Origin of the sequence: Hymenobacter sp. APR13 (assembly GCF_000737515.1) — a bacterium.
Classification (GTDB): Bacteria; Bacteroidota; Bacteroidia; order Cytophagales; family Hymenobacteraceae; genus Hymenobacter.
Genome location: NZ_CP006587.1, coordinates 1,914,238 through 1,931,371, shown reverse-complemented (window position 1 = coordinate 1,931,371; position 17,134 = coordinate 1,914,238). Strand labels below are relative to the sequence as shown.

The following is a 17,134-nucleotide window of genomic DNA, read 5'->3' as shown; positions in this document are numbered from 1 at the left end:
TAGAAAAGCCGTTCCGGACAACTTCCGGGACGGCTTTTTTTATGCTCCAGAAGGCAGGCGAATCAGTTTTCGCTCAGCCACTGGGTGGCGTCGCGGCGGGAGGTGAAGTAGTTGAACTGCACCTGCGCGGGCGGCAGGGGCGCGGCGGCCAGCGAGCTGCCGATCTGGTAATGGTACTGCCCCTCCGATACCACGGCCGCAATAAAGAGCGGGCGGGTGGCGTGGTCGGCCAGGGCTTTGGTGAGGGGGCGCAGCAGCTCCGCGTCTTCGTCGGTAGGCGGGGCGTTGCGCTTCAGGTCCAGCAGCAGCTTGTCGACGTTCTGGACGCGCATTTCTTCCAGGGCCCGCTGATAGGCCTGGTTGAATGCCGCCGACAAATGCGGCGTGCTGCAGCTCAGCAGCAGAGTTTCGGAAGCCGGATGGTACGTCAGCAGCGCTTCCGGGGAATTGTACAGGGTCATGGCAAAAGAAAAACACTACACCCGGCGCGGTATAATTCAATTGCTGAGTGCTGCAACGTCCTGTAGTGGGCCTACTTACGCTAGAAGTGCCATAAAATGTTCCCCGGTATCGAAGTAAAAAATCAGCGACCCGGCCTCAGCACCTGGCTGGCCGCCTGCACCACGGCTTCCTTTAATGGCTGAGCCTCACCGGATAGCTGCTTGGGGTTGCGTACCTTTGCTGCATTTTAGCAGCCTATGTGGAGAAACCTCGCCCTGTTCGTCATCAAGAACCGCCGCCTGCTGGTAGGGCTGCTGGCACTCATCACGGTCTTCATGGGCTGGCAGGCTCGCAAAATCGAAATGACCTACGATTTTGCTCAGGTGGTGAGCCCCACCGACCCGGACATGGTGTATTTCCAGCAGTTCAAGCGGCAGTTTGGCGAGGATGGCAACGTGCTGGTGCTGGGCATGCAGGACAGCTCGGTGTACCAGCTTGGCAACTTCAATGAGCTGCGCCTGCTGACGGACACGCTCAGCCAGGTGCGGGGCGTGAACGGCATTCTGGGCGTCACGCGGTTGCCGCGGCTGGTGAAGGATACCACTCTGCGCACGTTCCGAGCCGAGCCTATCTTCCGCAACTTCCCCCAGACCCAGCCCGAGCTTGACTCCCTGATGCGGGTGGTGAACTCCCAGGAATTCTACAAAGGCCAGCTGATTTCGCCTACCACCGGGGCCACGCTGCTGGCCCTCACCATGGACCCCAAGTACCTGAATTCCAGCCGGCGGGAAGCCGTGATGAAGGAGATTCTGGGCCATGCCGAGCGGTTTCAGCAGAAAACCGGCATCAAGATGCACTACGCCGGCCTGCCCTACGTGCGGGCCACCATGACCACCAAGGTAGCCTCGGAAATGAAGCTGTTCGTGGGCCTCACCATCGTGATGATGGCCCTCACGCTGCTCATGTTTTTCCGGACGTGGTCGGCGGTGGTGTTTCCGCTGCTGATTGTGCTGATTGTGGTGGTGTGGTGCATTGGCTCGATGGTGCTGATGGGCTATAAAATCAACCTGCTGACGGGGCTGATTCCGAGTATCATCATCGTGATTGGCATTCCGAACTGTACTTATCTGCTTAGCCGCTACCACTACGACTACCGCAAATCGGGCAACCAGGTGCTGGCGATGGCGCGGGTGGTGCGCAAAATCGGGCTCGTAACCTTGATGAACAATACCACCACGGCTATTGGCTTCGTGGTGTTCTGCTTCACCAACATTGCCATTCTGTTCCAGTTCGGGGCGGTGGCCACCATCAACATCTTCGTGGCCTTTGCGGTGTCGTTCATTCTGATGCCGATTGTGTTCACCATTCTGCCGCCGCCCACGCCCAAGCAGCTGGAGCACCTGGAGGCCAAGCCGCTGATGAAGCTGCTGGAGTTCTTCGACTACCTGGTGCTGGAGCGCCGCCGCACGGTGTACATAGCGGCGCTGGTGTTTGCGGTGCTGGCCGGGTTTGGCGTGAGCAAGGTGCGCTCAGTGAGCTACATGGTGGACGATCTGCCCAAGGATTCGTCGGTGAACTCCGACCTCAAGTTCTTCGAGCAGCACTTCAACGGCGTGATGCCGCTGGAGCTGGTGGTGGACACCGGCAAGCCCAAGGGCCTGCTCAAGCTGAAAAATCTGGAGAAGATTGACCGGCTGGAGAACTACCTGCGCACCCAGCCCGTGCTGACGACGCCGGTAAGCGTGGTGACCTTCCTGAAAGCCTCCACCCAGGCCTTCTACAACGGCAGCCCCGACTACTACCGCCTGCCCGACAACTCCGAGAAGAACTACGTATTCAGCTACCTGGCCCGCTCCCAGAGCACTAAAGGCAGCGAAGGCGCCCTCACCAGCAAGCTGCTGCGCTCCTTCACCGACAGCACCATGCAGCGGGCCCGCATCTCGCTGAAGATTGCCGACATCGGCTCCCACAACCTCGATACGCTGCTCAACAACGGCATCCGGCCCGAAATCAACCGGATTTTTAAGGGCACCGGCATGGACGTGAAGCTCACGGGCACCACCATCATCTTCACCAAGGGCAATGAATACCTGATTGGTACGCTCAAGGAAAGCCTGCTGATTGCCTTTGCGCTGGTGGGCCTGGTGGTGCTGATTCTGTTCCGCAGCATCCGGGCGGTGTTCTTCACGCTGCTGCCTAACTTCTTCACGCTGCTGCTTACGGGCGGCATTATGGGCTACTTCGGCATTCCGCTCAAGCCCAGCACGGCCCTCATTTTCAGCATTGCGCTGGGCATCGATGGCGACAACTCCATCCATCTGCTGGCCAAGTTCCGGCAGGAAATGGCCGCCAACGGCCGCCGGGTGAAGGCCGCCATCAGCACCACGCTGAGTGAGGCCGGCACCAGCATGATTTACACCAGCATTGTGCTGTTTCTGGGCTTCTCGGTGTTTGCCTTCTCGGAGTTTGGCGGCACGAAGGCCCTGGGCCTGCTGATGTCGGCCAGCCTGCTGATTACCAACTTCTCCAACCTGATTCTGCTGCCCTGCCTGCTAGTTACCTTCGAGCACGGCAAGGACGAGGACGTCATCGACCAGTCGGGCATCAAGCACTACGACGACAACTACCACGAGGAAGACGACGACCTGGAGCTGAACCTAAGTCGCATGCAGATGCAGCCGAAACTGAACGGTTAATAAGCCTTTACCACTCAATTCCACCGTCATGCTTGATCTGTCGTCCGCTTGCCGAAGCATCTCTACCATTTCGTTCTCACGACTGAGTTAGTCTGAGGTAGAGATGCTTCGGCAAGCGGACGACAGATCAAGCATGACGTTCTGATACAACGACCCTCCCCACAAATGAACTACCCCGAATTCAAGCAGCCGCTCAACTACGGCCAGGTCGGCACCGATATCCTGGCGTGGTGGAAGCAGAACGGCATCTTTGAGAAAAGCGTGAGCACCCGCGAAGGGCAGCCCACGTTCGTGTTTTATGAGGGCCCGCCCTCGGCCAACGGCGCCCCCGGCATCCATCACGTGATGGCCCGGACGGTGAAGGACATCTTCTGCCGCTACCAGACGCTGCTGGGCAAGCAAGTGCACCGCAAAGGCGGCTGGGATACCCACGGCCTGCCCATCGAGCTGCAGGTGGAGAAGGAGCTGGGTATCACGAAGGAGGATATCGGCAAGAAAATCAGCATCGAGGACTACAACCAGCGTTGCCGCGAAACCGTGATGCGCTTCAAAGCCCAGTGGGACGACCTCACCGAGAAAATGGGCTACTGGGTGGACCTTGACGACCCCTATATCACCTTCGAGCCCGAGTACATCGAGAGCTGCTGGGCGCTGCTCAAGAAGCTCTACGACAAGGGCCTGCTCTACAAGGGCTACACCATCCAGCCCTACTCGCCGGCGGCGGGAACCGGCCTGTCGTCGCATGAACTGAACCAGCCCGGCACCTACCGCGACGTGAAGGACACCACCGTGGTGGCCCAGTTCAAGGTGAAGCGCGACGAGAAGTCGGAGCCGTTGTTCGGCAACGTGCAGCTCGACGAAGTGCCCCTGGCCGCTCTCTACGGCGACAATGCCTCGGAGCCGGACGTATACATCCTGGCCTGGACGACTACGCCCTGGACCCTGCCCGCCAACACGGGTCTGGCTGTGGGCAAGAACATCCCGTACGTGCTGGTGAGTACCTTCAATCCCTACACCTACGCGCCCATCCGGGTGGTGCTGGCGGAGGCGTTGGTGGGCAAATACTTCTCGGAGAAAGGCAAAGAGGCTTCGTTTGAGGACTTCAAGCCCGGCGACAAAGTGCTGCCCTGGCGCATCGAAAACACCTTCAAAGGTGCCGACCTCGTGGGCATCAGCTACGAGCGGCTGTTCGGCCAGAACAAAGGCTATCCGGCGTTTGAGGGCGAGGAAAACGCCTTCCGCGTCATCAACGGCGACTTCGTGACCACCGAAGACGGCACCGGCATCGTGCACATCTCGCCCACGTTTGGTGCCGACGACTTCCGGGCTGCCCAGCTGGCCGGCGTGCCCGCCCTACTGGTAGCCGACGACGAAGGCAAGCTCGGCCCCATCGTGGACCGGACGGGCCGCTACGTGGCCCAGATGGGCGAATTCGGCGGCCGCTGGGTGAAAAACTACGACGGCCACGACGAGTCGGGTGCCGACTACAAAACCCTTGATGAGAGCATTGCCATCCGCATGAAAGGCGACGGCACGGCCTTCAAGGTGGAGAAGTACGAGCATACCTACCCGCACTGCTGGCGCACCGACAAGCCCGTGCTCTACTACCCGCTCGACTCCTGGTTTATCAAAACCACGGCGGTGAAAGACCGGCTCATCGAGCTCAACAAAACCATCAACTGGCAGCCCGCCAGCACCGGCACCGGCCGCTTCGGCAACTGGCTGGAAAACCTGGTCGACTGGAACCTGAGCCGCTCGCGCTACTGGGGCACGCCCCTGCCCATCTGGCGCACCCAGGATGGCACCGAGGAAATCTGCATCGGCAGCATCGAGCAGCTGAACGCCGAAATCGACAAGGCCGTCGCCGCCGAAGTCATGACCCACAACCCCTACCAGCTGGTGGACGGCAACTGGGTAATGGCTAACGGCTCGACGGACCAAACCACTAAAATCGACCTGCACCGGCCCTACGTAGACGACATCTTCCTGGTGTCGCCCTCGGGCCAGCCCATGTACCGCGAAACCGACCTCATCGACGTGTGGTTCGACAGCGGCGCCATGCCCTACGCTCAGTGGCACTATCCGATTGAAAACGAAGAGCAGTTCCAGAAGAACTTCCCGGCTGATTTCATTGCCGAAGGCGTGGACCAGACCCGTGGCTGGTTCTTCACACTGCACGCTTTGGCGGTGATGCTGGAAGACTCGGTGGCCTACAAAAACGTGATGGCCAACGGCTTGGTGCTCGACAAGAACGGCAACAAGATGAGCAAGCGCCTCGGCAACGCCGTGGACCCGTTTGCCACCATCCAGCAGTTCGGCCCCGATGCCACGCGCTGGTATATGATTGCCAACGCCCAGCCCTGGGACAACCTCAAATTCGACGTGGCCGGCATCACGGAGGTGCAGCGCCGCTTCTTCGGCACGCTGTTCAACACCTACTCGTTCTACGCCCTCTACGCCAACCTCGACGGCTTCCAGGCCCGCGAGTTCGACCGCACGCCGCACGCCGAGCTGAGCGAGCTGGACCGCTGGATTCTGAGCAAGCTCCAGTCGCTGATTCTGGAAGTGCGCGGCCACTACGACAGCTACGACCCCACCAAGGCCGCCCGCGCCATCCAGGACTTCGTGACCGACCAGCTCTCCAACTGGCACGTGCGCCTCTCGCGCCGCCGCTTCTGGAAGGGCGAGCTGACCGCCGACAAGCGCGCCGCTTACGAAACCCTGCAGGAATGCCTGGTGGTAGTATCGCAGCTCATGGCCCCGATTGCGCCCTTCTTCGCCGAGTGGTTGTATCAGAACATGACCAACGGCATGCGCGCCGAAGCCATCGAGCGCAGCACTCCGCTGGCCGCCGAATCGGTGCATTTGACACTCTTGGTGGAAGCCGACGAAGCCCGCATCGACAAGGCATTGGAGGAGCGCATGGAGCTGGCCCAGCGCATTTCTTCGCTCACGCACTCGCTACGCAAGAAATCGGTGCTGAAGGTGCGCCAGCCGCTGCAGCGCATCCTGGTGCCGGTATTCAACGACTCGACCCGCGCCCAGGTGGCATTGGTGGAAGACCTGATCTGCGCCGAGGTGAACGTGAAGCACGTGGAGTTCCTCGATGATGCCAGCGGCGTGCTGGTGAAGTCGGTGAAGCCCAACTTCAAGCGCCTGGGCCAGCAGTACGGCGCCAAGCTGAAAGCCGTGGGTGCCCGCATCCAGCAGATGAGCGCCGAGGAAATCAGCACCCTCGAAAAAACCGGTCAGCTGGCCGTAAAAATCGATGGCGAAGCCTACATCCTGGCCCCCGACGACGTGGAAATCCGCACCCAGGACCTGCCCGGCTGGCTGGTCGCCACCGACGGCCCCCTCACCGTGGCCCTCGACGTGACCCTGACCGACGAGCTGCGCCAAGAAGGCGTGGCCCGCGAGCTGGTAAACCGCCTCCAGAACCTGCGCAAAGACAGTGGCCTGGAAGTGCAGGACAAAATCCGCGTCACGCTGCAGCAGCAGCCCGAGCTGGAAGCCGCCGTGCAGTCGTTCGGCAGCTACATCCGGGAGGAAGTGCAGGCCCTGAGCCTGGATTTCGCCCCGGAAATCAGCGGCGGCGCGGTGCTGGAATTCGACGAGTTTTCCGTGCCGGTGCTACTGAACGTAGCAACTGCTTAAGCCTCAGGTGCCAACCGCCGCCTCAGAAACGGCGGTTGGCACACCGGCGCACAAAGCGTAAAACCGGCCACCGAATCCGGCTCAAAACGGCATAAACCGCTACCCGAAACATATACCAACGGCGCACCGGCCCGGCGCTCAGCTCTGCGGCCGAAGTCTAAAATTCTGCGTCACTTTGTGCCACGAGAGGGGAGAGGGACTAGCTCTGACAAGACGTCAGCTCAGCGTCTCACTTCTCACTTCTCCCTTCTAACCTCTCACTTCCGAAGAATGAAGTACTGGAAATACTACCTCGTGGCCGTGCTGGTCATCGTCATCGACCAGCTCTCCAAGTGGGCCGTGCACCGCTATATGCCGCTCGGCATGCCCGGCGAAATTCCGCTGCTCGGCGACTGGCTGAAGCTGCACTACACCACCAATCCGGGCATGGCCTTCGGGGTGGAGCTGCCCGCGCCCTACGGCAAAGTGCTGCTCACGCTGTTCCGGCTGGTGGCCGTGACGGGCATTGCCTACTACATTCGGCGGCTGTGGCAGCAGCGCGCGCCCCAGGGCCTCATGTTCTGCATCGCCCTGATTCTGGGCGGCGCCATCGGCAACCTCGTGGATTCTATCTTCTACGGCATCGTGTATGGCCCCGGCCTCACGGTGTACGGCGCCCCCACGCCCTGGCTGCACGGGCAGGTGATTGACATGATTTTCGTGGATTTCCCTGACGGCTTCTTTCCCGCCTCGTGGCCGCTGGTAGGCGGCCAGATGATTCCGGACTTCCCCATCTTCAACATCGCCGATTCCAGCATCTTCGTGGGCGTGGTGCTGATTCTGCTGTTCCAGAACCGTTTCTACAGCACCGAGGACGAAAAAGCGCACCCGCTGGCCGCCAACGACCCCGCCGCCGCCCAGGCCCGCCACGACGCCGAAGCCTCGTCGGAAGTGGTGTAACGACTGTCTTTCTGCCTGAAAGCGGCCCGCCGGAATCGTTCCGGCGGGCCGTTTTCGTTGTAGAGACGCAATATTTTGCGTCTCTACGTTGCTGATGTTGTTGCAACTGGGCGGTTTCGGCCGTTCAACGGCGAGACGCAAAATATTGCGTCTCTACAGCTGTTTCGGCCGTTCAACAGCGAGACGCGAAGTGTTGCGTCTCTACAGCAGCGCCTATCTTTACTGATCTACCTGCCTGCTATGTCCCAGCCCATTCTTTCCGTTCGCAACCTCACCATCGACTTCAACAGCCACCGTGGCAACACGCGGGCCGTGCAGGACATTTCCTTTGACCTGCATCGGGGCGAGACGCTTGCCATCGTGGGCGAGTCGGGCTCGGGCAAGTCGGTGACGTCGCTGGCGCTGATGGGGCTGATTCCGCTGCCGCCCGGCCGGATTGTGAGCGGCGAAGCGCGGTTTCAGAGCGAGGCGCTAGGGGAGGTGGACTTGTTGCAGCTCACGGATAAGCAGCTGCAGCAAGTACGCGGAAACGACATCGGAATGATTTTTCAGGAGCCGATGACCTCGCTGAACCCCGTGTACACCTGCGGCAGCCAAGTGGTGGAGGCCCTGCGCCTGCACACCCCGCTCAGCGAGAAGGAAGCCGAGGCCCGCACCGTGGAGCTGTTCACGATGGCCCAGCTGCCGCGACCCGAGAAAATATTCACCAGCTACCCCCACGAAATCAGCGGCGGCCAGAAGCAGCGCGTGATGATTGCCATGGCCATGGCCTGCAACCCCGCCATCCTCATTGCCGACGAGCCCACCACCGCCCTCGACGTAACGGTGCAGGCCCGCATGCTCCGCCTCATCGATGACCTGCGCCGCCAGCACAACACTGCCGTCATCTTCATCACCCACGACTTGGGCGTGGTGGCCGAAATTGCCGACCGGATTCTGGTGATGTACCGCGGCCGCGTGGTAGAGCAGGGCCCCGTGCTCGACATATTCACCAATCCGCAGCACCCCTACACCAAAGGCCTGCTGGCCTGCCGCCCAAAACTTTCCGTCGGACGCAAAAAACTTCCTGTAGTGGCCGATTTCATGCGTGAAACGGCCGAAGGAGGCTTTATCAGCACTGAAACTGACTTCACGCAAGTAGTTGACGGTCTTGCCCCTGAAGTCCCCGCTTCCACCTCTCACAACGACGGTGAAACCGCCAAAACGTTCCCCGTGGAACATCGTGTTTCACGCCCTGAAACCCCGGAATTTGGCTTGGAAACGGCCCCAAGCCTGGAATCCGGCCAACCCCTGCTGACCAGCAACGGCGCCACCAGTGGTGCTGCGAATTCCCCGGAGGGGTTCGTAGTACCACTACCGTTGAACGACGCCGCCACGCCCGCCACGCCCGCTGCCGCCTCGTTCAACGATAGTGGTACCACGAGGCCCTCGGCAACTCATGGCACCACTGCCCCCTTGCTGCAGGTCGAGAATCTGAACGTGCACTTCCCGATTCGCAAGGGATTCTTCAACCGCAAGCCCGAGTTTGTGCGGGCCGTAGATGGCGTGAGCTTCGAGGTGTATCCGGGCGAAACTGTCGGGCTGGTGGGGGAGTCGGGCTGCGGCAAGACCACGCTGGGCCGGGCGCTGCTGCGGCTGGTGGAGCCAACCTCGGGCAGCATCCTGTTTGAGGGCGAAGACCTGGCCCGCCTGCCGGCCGAGCAGCTGCGCCGCCGCCGCCGCGAGTTTCAGATGGTCTTCCAGGACCCCTACGCCGCCCTCAACCCGATGATGACCGTGGGCGAGGCCATCCTGGAGCCCATGCGCGTCCATGGCGTGGGCGGCACCCGCCAGGAGCAGAAGGCCCGCGTGCTGGAGCTGCTGCGCACCGTCGGCCTCACCGAAGCCCAGTACCAGCGCTACCCGCACGAGTTCAGCGGCGGGCAGCGCCAGCGCATCTGCATTGCCCGCGCTCTGGCCCTGCAGCCCAAGTGCATCATCTGCGACGAGTCCGTGTCGGCCCTCGACGTGTCGGTGCAGGCGCAGGTGCTCAACCTGCTCAACGACCTCAAGCGCGAATTCGGCATCACCTACCTGTTCATCACCCACGACCTCTCGGTGGCCCGCTTCATGTCCGATAGGCTGCTGGTGATGCGCCAGGGCCAGATCGTGGAAAGCGGCCCCGCCGCCGACATCTACGCCAACCCCCAGCACGAGTACACCAAGCAGTTGCTGGCCGCCATCCCCAAAGACACCCCCGCCGACATCCGCGCCGCCGTAGCCAGCCGGGCGTAGGAGGGAAGCAGCAGGGCGGAGCCTAGCTTAGCGCGTGCTGGAGTTGTAGTGGCTGATGCATCATCGACTGCCAACGCGGCCCCGGCTGGAAAATCCGGCACTTTTCCAGCTGGGGCCGCGTTGGCAGTCGTACTAAGCAATACGTCTGCTTGCCCACCCGATACGATGGCAAGCGGCTGCTTGGTCTCAGATAGCCAAGCCAACTTATGCAGCGCCTTCCGGCCCCGCGTAACCCAACCATAACCGGGTATTTTCAGCCCGGAATAGTTATTGCTCTCTATATTTCGTATCATCTTTCCGAAGCCCGTAAGACGGCCGATATTCCTCATTACGGAAGGTGCGCCGGTTCTGGCCGCTGCTTTCCCATCAACCCCCGCCGCCTGCGAAAACGACAACCTCTGGCGGCTCCCATTTTCTAAATGAAAAGAAAAGACGACTCCGCCGCCCCCCGCGCCAACCGCGCGAAGGCAGCCCCCGGCAGCCCTGATGCTGCCCTCATTTCCCAGGACCTGGTCTTCCGCATCTTCCGCGACAACCCCGAGAAGGTGCTGGCCTACCGCCAGATTTCCCGCCGCCTGGGCGTCACCACCCGCGAGCAGCGCGACGAAGTATTCAGCCACCTCAAGGCGCTGAAGAAAGCCGGCCTGCTGACGCTGGTGCAGAACGACGAATACCGCCTCACCGACCCAGCCAACGCGCCCGCCGCTGTGGACGCGGGCAGTGGCCGCAGCTCGCGCAAAAACGAGGCGGTCCCCGCCCGCCGCAGTGCCCGCTCGCCCGAGGCCGAGTTCGGCCAGGACCCCGTGGTGCACCGCCGCCGCGAGGCCGGCTTCGACTTCCCTGACGCAGCCAGCACCACCGATTCGCGCCGCCGCCACGCCTCCCACGCCGACACCATTGTGGGCACCGTGGCGCTGGCCACCGACAAGTTTGCCTTCGTGATTTCCGAGGAAAGTGAAAGCGACGTGCGCGTGTTCACGGACCGCCTGCGCTTTGCCATGCAGGGCGACACGGTGCGCCTGCGCCTGCGCGGCTCCCGCGACGGCCGCCCCGTCGGCGACGTGGTGGAAGTGCTCAAGCGGGTGCGCCCCGAGGTGGTGGGCCGCCTGCAGGTGCGCGGCGGCATCGGCTTCGTGAAGCCCGACAACCGCAAGATGTACTTCGACGTGTTCGTGCCCTTCGAGAACCTGCACGGCGCCGTGGATGGCGAGAAGGTGCTGGTGCGCGTCACGGAGTTTCCGGAGGATGACGCTGGCCGCTCGCCGCTGGGCGAGGTGGTGCGCAGCTTCGGCCAGGCCGGCGCCAATGAGGCCGAGATAAACGCCATCATGGCTGAGTTCGGCTTGCCGTTTGAATTCCCGGCCGAAGTGGAGGAGGAGTCGGAGTCGATTTCCGAAATCATCCCGGCTTCGGAAGTGGAGCGCCGCCGCGACTTCCGCCACATCACCACCTTCACCATCGACCCCGCCGACGCCAAGGACTTCGACGATGCCCTGAGCATTCAGAAGCTCGACAACGGCCACTGGGAAATCGGCGTGCACATCGCCGACGTGACCCACTACGTGCGCCCCGGCACGGCGCTGGAAGAGGAAGCCAAGCACCGCGCCACCTCGGTGTACCTCGTCGACCGCGTGATTCCGATGCTGCCGGAGCGCCTCTCCAACGGCCTCTGCTCGCTGCGCCCCAACGAGGACAAACTGACTTTCTCGGCCGTGTTTGAGCTCGACGAAAACGGCAAGCTCTACGAGTCGTGGTTCGGCAAAACCATCATTCACTCCGACCGCCGCTTCGCTTACGAAGATGCCCAGGAACGCATCGAAGGACTGGAGTCGGACTACACGGCCGAGGTGCAGCTCATGAACAGCATCGCCAAGAAGCTGTGCGCGCAACGCTTCAAGCAGGGCGCCATCAGCTTCGAGACGCAGGAAGTGAAGTTCAAGCTCGACGAGAACGGCAAGCCGCTGGGCGTGTATGTGAAGGAGCGCAAGGACGCGCACAAGATGATCGAGGAGTTCATGCTGCTGGCCAACCGCAAGGTGGCCGAGTTCGTGTTCAAGCTCAAGGCCCGCAAGCCGCGCTTCACGATGGTGTACCGCGTGCACGAAGCCCCCGACCCGGACCGCCTGCAGACCTTCGCGCTGTTCGCCAAGAAATTTGGCCACCACCTCGACCTGGCCAACCCCAAAAAGATCAGCACCGAGCTTAACGACCTTTCGATGGAGGTGATGGGCCGGCCCGAGCAGAACGTGCTGCAGACCCTGGCTGTGCGCACCATGAGCAAGGCCATCTATACCACCGAGCCGCTGGGCCACTTTGGCCTGGCCTTCGAGCACTACTCGCACTTCACCTCGCCCATCCGTCGCTACCCCGACATGATGGCCCACCGCCTGCTGGAGCACTACCTGGAGGGCGGCAAGAACGTGGACGTGGAGCCTGTGGAAGAAGAGTGCAAGCACTCCTCAGAGCGCGAGAAAGTGGCGGCCTCCGCCGAGCGCGCCAGCATCAAGTACAAGCAGGTGGAGTTCATGTCCGAGGTTATCGGCGAGACGTTCACCGGCGTGGTGTCGGGCCTCACGGAGCGCGGCATGTACGTGGAAATCGAGGAGAACAAGTGCGAAGGCATGGTGCGCCTGAGCGAGATTCCCGGCGACCATTTCGAGCTGGACCGCGACAACTACCGCATCGTGGGCCAGCGCACCAAGCGCATTATCCAGTTCGGCGACGAGCTGCAGGTTATCGTGAAATCGGCCAACCTGCTCGACCGCACCATCGACTTCGAGCTGGTGGACAACCGCCCCGACGCCGTGAAGCAGCGCGAGCTGCAGGAGCGTCGCGAGAACAGCAAGCCCCGCGGCTACCGCCCCGAGCGCAGCAGCGGCGGCCGGCCCGGCGGCGACAAAGGCAAGCGCCGCCGGTAGCTGTCATTGCGAGCGGAGCGAAGCAATCTTTCCTCCCTCTGAGACAAACGACCCTTATAGACAAGCCCTCCGGTTCCAGGTTATAGCCTAGTGCCGGAGGGCTTTCTGATTAATTCTGACTCAACTCACAGAGAGGAAGGATTGCTTCGTCGTGCCTCCTCGCAATGACAATCCGTTGCGCCGTACCTTTCCTCTCCGAACCTTTACCCGTTTCTGTGGACCTTACTGCCCTCTCCAACAAACTCACGGCGGCTCTGGCCGAGCTGCACTACGGCGAACAGCCCACGGCCCTCTACGAGCCCATCCGCTACATCATGGCCCTTGGCGGCAAGCGCATCCGGCCGCTGCTCACGCTGCTGGGCGCCCAACTCTACACCGATGCTCTGGACGTGGCCCTGAAGCCCGCTCTGGCCGTGGAGGTATTCCACAACTTCACCCTGCTCCACGACGACATCATGGACCAGGCCCCGCTGCGCCGCGGCCAGCCTACGGTGCACGAAAAGTGGAACCCCAACGTGGCCATCCTGAGCGGCGACGTGATGCTGGTGCGGGCCTACGAGCTGCTGTTTGATATGCCGCCCGCCCTGCTGGCCCCCATGCTGCGCCGCTTCTCCCAGACGGCTGCCGAGGTGTGCGAAGGCCAGCAGTGGGACATGAACTTCGAAACGGAAACCGAGGTCAGCATCGACCAGTACGTGGACATGATCCGGCTGAAGACGGCCGTGCTGCTGGGCTTCGCGCTGGAGCTGGGTGCCCGGCTCGGCGGCGCTTCCGAGGATGATGCCGAGCACCTGCGCCTGTTCGGCGAAGGCATCGGCATAGCCTTCCAGCTCCGCGACGACCTGCTCGATGTGTACGGCGACGCCGCCACCTTTGGTAAGCGTGTGGGCGGCGACATCCTTAGCGACAAGAAAACCTTCCTGCTGCTCACGGCCCAAACCCAGGCCAACGACGCGCAGCGTGCCCAGCTGGCCCGCCACATCGGCCAGCCCATCCCGGATGCCGACGCCAAAGTGCAGGCCGTGCGCGCCCTCTACGATGAGCTCGATATCCGCCCCCAGACCGAGGCCCGCATCAACCACTACTTCGAGGATGCCCTGCAACACCTGGACCGCGTGAGCGTGCCGGCGCCCCGCAAAGAGCCCCTGCGCCATCTGGCCCTGCAGCTGCTGGAGCGCGAAAGCTAAACTATCGGGCTGTGGCGCGGACTTCAGTCCGCAGCCCCTCCGGCTGGGCACACCGCGTCATTCGTATAGACGAAAGCCGCAACGCACAACCGTGGCGCGGACTTCAGTCCGCAGCCCTCACGCCGCACCATCCGGGCAGGCGTGGGGGCTGCGAACTGAAGTCCGCGCCACAGCCACCCATTTCGGGCGTTTTGCGGGCTTCTGAGCATCGGCTGGCCACGAGTGCCTCCTTGAGGTCCACCGTGCGTCTGACGCGCCTTAAACGCGCTTATTTTTTCTTCTATTCCCCTCGCATGTCCTTCCTCAACCCTATTCTGATTCTGATAGCCCTCACGGCCGGCATTTCGATGTACGCGTGGTCGAACCGTGCGCTGCTCGATGGCTGGATCCTGAGCCCCTACCTGATGCAGCAGCGGCAGCAGTGGTACCGGTTCCTCACCTCCGGTTTCCTGCACGCCGACCTGACCCACCTGCTGTTTAACATGTTTGCCTTCTACTCCTTCAGCCCCATTGTGCTGCGCGAGTACGTGGCTGGCTACGGGGTGGGAGCGGGCATCGGGTTCTTCCTGCTGCTGTATCTGGGCGGGATTATCCTGTCGTCGGTGCCCACGTTTTTCCGCCACCGCCACAACCCCGGCTACCACAGCCTGGGCGCTTCGGGTGGCGTGTCGTCGGTGGTGTTTGCCAGCGTGCTGCTGTTTCCGGTGGCGCCCGGCGGCGGCGGCATCTACATCTTCCCACTCCCGATTCCCATTCAGCCGTTCATTTTCGGGCTGCTCTACCTGGCCTATTCCTACTACATGAGCCGCCGCAACGCCGACAACATCAACCACGACGCCCACTTTTATGGCGCTTTGTATGGCGTGGTGCTCACGCTGGCCCTGCTGCCTTCATCGGCGCTGGATTTTTGGCAACAAGTGCAGTCTTATTTAAGTAATGTATTGTAAATCAATTGATTAAAAAATTAATATTATCCTATGTATATCTATTCCGGCTACCGGCCCGTAAACGGCCTTCAAACACCAACTCTCTACTCCCATGAATAAGCTCAAAACCCTCGCCAACCGCCTGCCGGTTGGTATGCTTTCCCTGGCCATGGCCTTCTCGTTGCTGCTCAGCAGCTGCGCCGGCCGCAGCAGCAACGGCAACCTCACCATCTTCGGGGTGTTCTACATCATCCTGGCGGTGGCCGCTTTCTTGAGCCTGATCAAGCAGGACTGGTCGACGGGCAAGAAAATCATCTGGGGCCTGATCATCTGGTTCTTCCCCTTCGGTGGTTCCATCATCTACTTCCTGTTCTCAGGTCGCCGCTAGATTCAGACAGCCTCTGTAAGTAAAAAGCCCCGGCACGTTTTCGTGTCGGGGCTTTCTGTTGGTGGTGGGGTAGGTGCTACATGCCTTTCAGTAGGCGCTGCTTTTCCAGCCGCGCTACGTGCTTCAGCAGCTCGCCGGTATTCGTGATTTCCTTCACCTGCCAATGGTCGCCTTGGTTGCGCATCTTCAGCTCCACCACCAGCGTGGTGTCGTATTTGGGCTGCGTGAACTCCAGGCCTACCAGCGCCTGCTCACCCTGCTCGGTCACGTACTTGATGTCCTTGAACTGGCTGTCGGGGTTCACCACCTTACCGGCCAGTCCCAGCATTGATACGTTTATCAGTCTATCGGGAGCCGCAGCAGCCGCTGCTTCCACCGAGCCGGTTTCTATGTAGCGCTGCAGCTCCTGGCGGGCCGACTGCGCTAGCTGGGGCTTGAGCAGCCGCAGCGCCCCCTTAAACATCATGCCGCCCGGGTTCAGCAGCCCCAGCGCCGAGCCCTGGCTGGTGACCTGGTCGACGAGGCTGCCGGTTACACTGCTCACGTCGACGTAGCGCTCGAAGTCGGCCATGTCGTGGGTGCGCACGGCGTTGGCGGCCTGCATCAGCGCGTATTTGGGGCTTGCCTTCAGGCTCTGATAGTAGAGGTAGCCGCCGGCGGCCAGGGCCACCAGCACGGCCAGAATAATTAATCGTTTCATTAGAGAGAGGAAAGAAGTTGCCAGCGAAAATACAGGATTCGGCTGGTCTTTGTGCGGCGGGGTCGGCCCCGGTTCAGCGGCCCGTCAGCTATCTGGGCAGGGCCTGCGTACTGCTGCTTATGTCTACTCTCACGCCTTTTTCTGCGCCTCCCGAAGTGCATGGCCACCGTGGCTGCCGCGGCCTGTTTCCGGAGAATACGCTGCCCGCTTTCCTGCATGCCGTCCGCCTCGGAGTAGCCGTGCTGGAGCTGGATGTGGTGCTGTCGGCCGATGGGCAGGTGGTGGTGTCGCACGAGCCCTGGATGAGCGCCACCATCTGCCTCGACCCCGCCGGCCAGCCTATTCCGGCCGCCACCCAGCAGCAGCACAACCTCTACCAGATGCCCTACGCTCAGGTCCGGCGCTACGACTGTGGGCAGCTGCCGCACCCCGTTTTTCCGACGCAGCAAAACCTGCCGGCGCACAAGCCGCTGCTCCGCGAAGTCGTGCTTGCCGTGGATGAACTGGCTCGGGAGCTGGGCCGGATTCCGCCCCGCTTCAGCCTCGAAGTGAAGAGCGAGCCGGCCGGCGACAACCTGTTTCACCCGGCCCCGGCGGCCTACGTGGCAGTGGTGGTAGAGGAGCTGCGGCGCCTCGGGCTGGTGCCGCGCACCACACTCCTGAGCTTCGACCGACGCATCCTGCAGCAGGTGCGGCGCCAGCTGCCGGAGCTGCCGCTGTGCCTGCTCATCGAAGACGACGTACCCCTGGCCAGCCACCTGCAGCAGCTCGGTTTCACCCCCCAGGTGGTAGGCCCGCACCACGCGCTGGCGACGCCGCAGCTGCTTGCTGAAGCCCGGCAGGCCGGCATGCTGGTAGTGCCCTGGACGGTCAACAACCCCGCCGATATGCTGCGCCTAATGGCGCTGGGCGTAGCCGGAATTACCACCGATTATCCCGACCGGCTGTTGCCGCTTTACCCCTCCGGACAGCGCGCAGAGTAGGCCACTTCCGCGACCCATCACGCCTTTC

General features: G+C 62.0%; 11 protein-coding genes. 9 read left to right on the top strand and 2 right to left on the bottom strand.

The window, feature by feature from the left end; genetic code table 11:
* Positions 1 to 62: 62 nt before the first annotated feature.
* Positions 63 to 461: a hypothetical protein gene (locus tag N008_RS08060; protein ID WP_044015153.1), complete on the bottom strand. Its 399-nt coding sequence runs from the start codon at positions 459 to 461 to the stop codon at positions 63 to 65.
* A gap of 237 nt (positions 462 to 698) precedes the next feature.
* Here N008_RS08060 and N008_RS08055 point away from each other — a divergent pair, with 237 nt between their 5' ends.
* The 8 genes from N008_RS08055 to N008_RS08020 all read left to right on the top strand — a co-directional run bounded on the left by N008_RS08055 (position 699) and on the right by N008_RS08020 (position 15,423).
* Positions 699 to 3,137: an efflux RND transporter permease subunit gene (locus tag N008_RS08055; protein ID WP_044015151.1), complete on the top strand. Its 2,439-nt coding sequence runs from the start codon at positions 699 to 701 to the stop codon at positions 3,135 to 3,137.
* 165 nt (positions 3,138 to 3,302) lie between these two features.
* Positions 3,303 to 6,791 (top strand): isoleucine--tRNA ligase, encoded by a 3,489-nt coding sequence (ileS, locus tag N008_RS08050; protein WP_044015149.1) that lies wholly within the window; start codon positions 3,303 to 3,305, stop codon positions 6,789 to 6,791.
* 270 nt (positions 6,792 to 7,061) lie between these two features.
* Positions 7,062 to 7,730 carry a lipoprotein signal peptidase gene (locus tag N008_RS08045; RefSeq protein ID WP_044015147.1) on the top strand — a complete coding sequence of 223 codons (669 nt, stop codon included), beginning with the start codon at positions 7,062 to 7,064 and terminating at the stop codon, positions 7,728 to 7,730.
* Positions 7,731 to 7,970: 240 nt separating this feature from the next.
* Positions 7,971 to 10,004 carry an ABC transporter ATP-binding protein gene (locus N008_RS08040; RefSeq protein ID WP_044015145.1) on the top strand — a complete coding sequence of 678 codons (2,034 nt, stop codon included), beginning with the start codon at positions 7,971 to 7,973 and terminating at the stop codon, positions 10,002 to 10,004.
* 419 nt (positions 10,005 to 10,423) lie between these two features.
* Positions 10,424 to 12,922, top strand: a complete 2,499-nt coding sequence (gene rnr / locus N008_RS08035) for a ribonuclease R (protein WP_052381319.1) — start codon at positions 10,424 to 10,426, stop codon at positions 12,920 to 12,922.
* Between the two features lie 215 nt (positions 12,923 to 13,137).
* Entirely contained in the window at positions 13,138 to 14,109 is a 972-nt protein-coding gene (locus tag N008_RS08030) for a polyprenyl synthetase family protein (protein WP_044015143.1), read from the top strand.
* A gap of 293 nt (positions 14,110 to 14,402) precedes the next feature.
* On the top strand, positions 14,403 to 15,056 hold the full coding sequence (locus tag N008_RS08025) for a rhomboid family intramembrane serine protease (protein ID WP_044015141.1): 654 nt from the start codon (positions 14,403 to 14,405) through the stop codon (positions 15,054 to 15,056).
* Between the two features lie 91 nt (positions 15,057 to 15,147).
* Positions 15,148 to 15,423 (top strand): PLD nuclease N-terminal domain-containing protein, encoded by a 276-nt coding sequence (locus tag N008_RS08020; RefSeq protein WP_044015139.1) that lies wholly within the window; start codon positions 15,148 to 15,150, stop codon positions 15,421 to 15,423.
* A 76-nt stretch (positions 15,424 to 15,499) separates the two neighbouring features.
* Here the strand turns inward: N008_RS08020 and N008_RS21475 are convergent, their stop codons facing one another.
* Positions 15,500 to 16,123 (bottom strand): DUF2939 domain-containing protein, encoded by a 624-nt coding sequence (locus tag N008_RS21475; RefSeq protein WP_052381318.1) that lies wholly within the window; start codon positions 16,121 to 16,123, stop codon positions 15,500 to 15,502.
* Between the two features lie 119 nt (positions 16,124 to 16,242).
* Here N008_RS21475 and N008_RS08010 point away from each other — a divergent pair, with 119 nt between their 5' ends.
* Positions 16,243 to 17,106, top strand: coding sequence for a glycerophosphodiester phosphodiesterase family protein (locus tag N008_RS08010; protein ID WP_044015137.1), 864 nt, complete (start codon positions 16,243 to 16,245; stop codon positions 17,104 to 17,106).
* Positions 17,107 to 17,134: the final 28 nt, after the last annotated feature.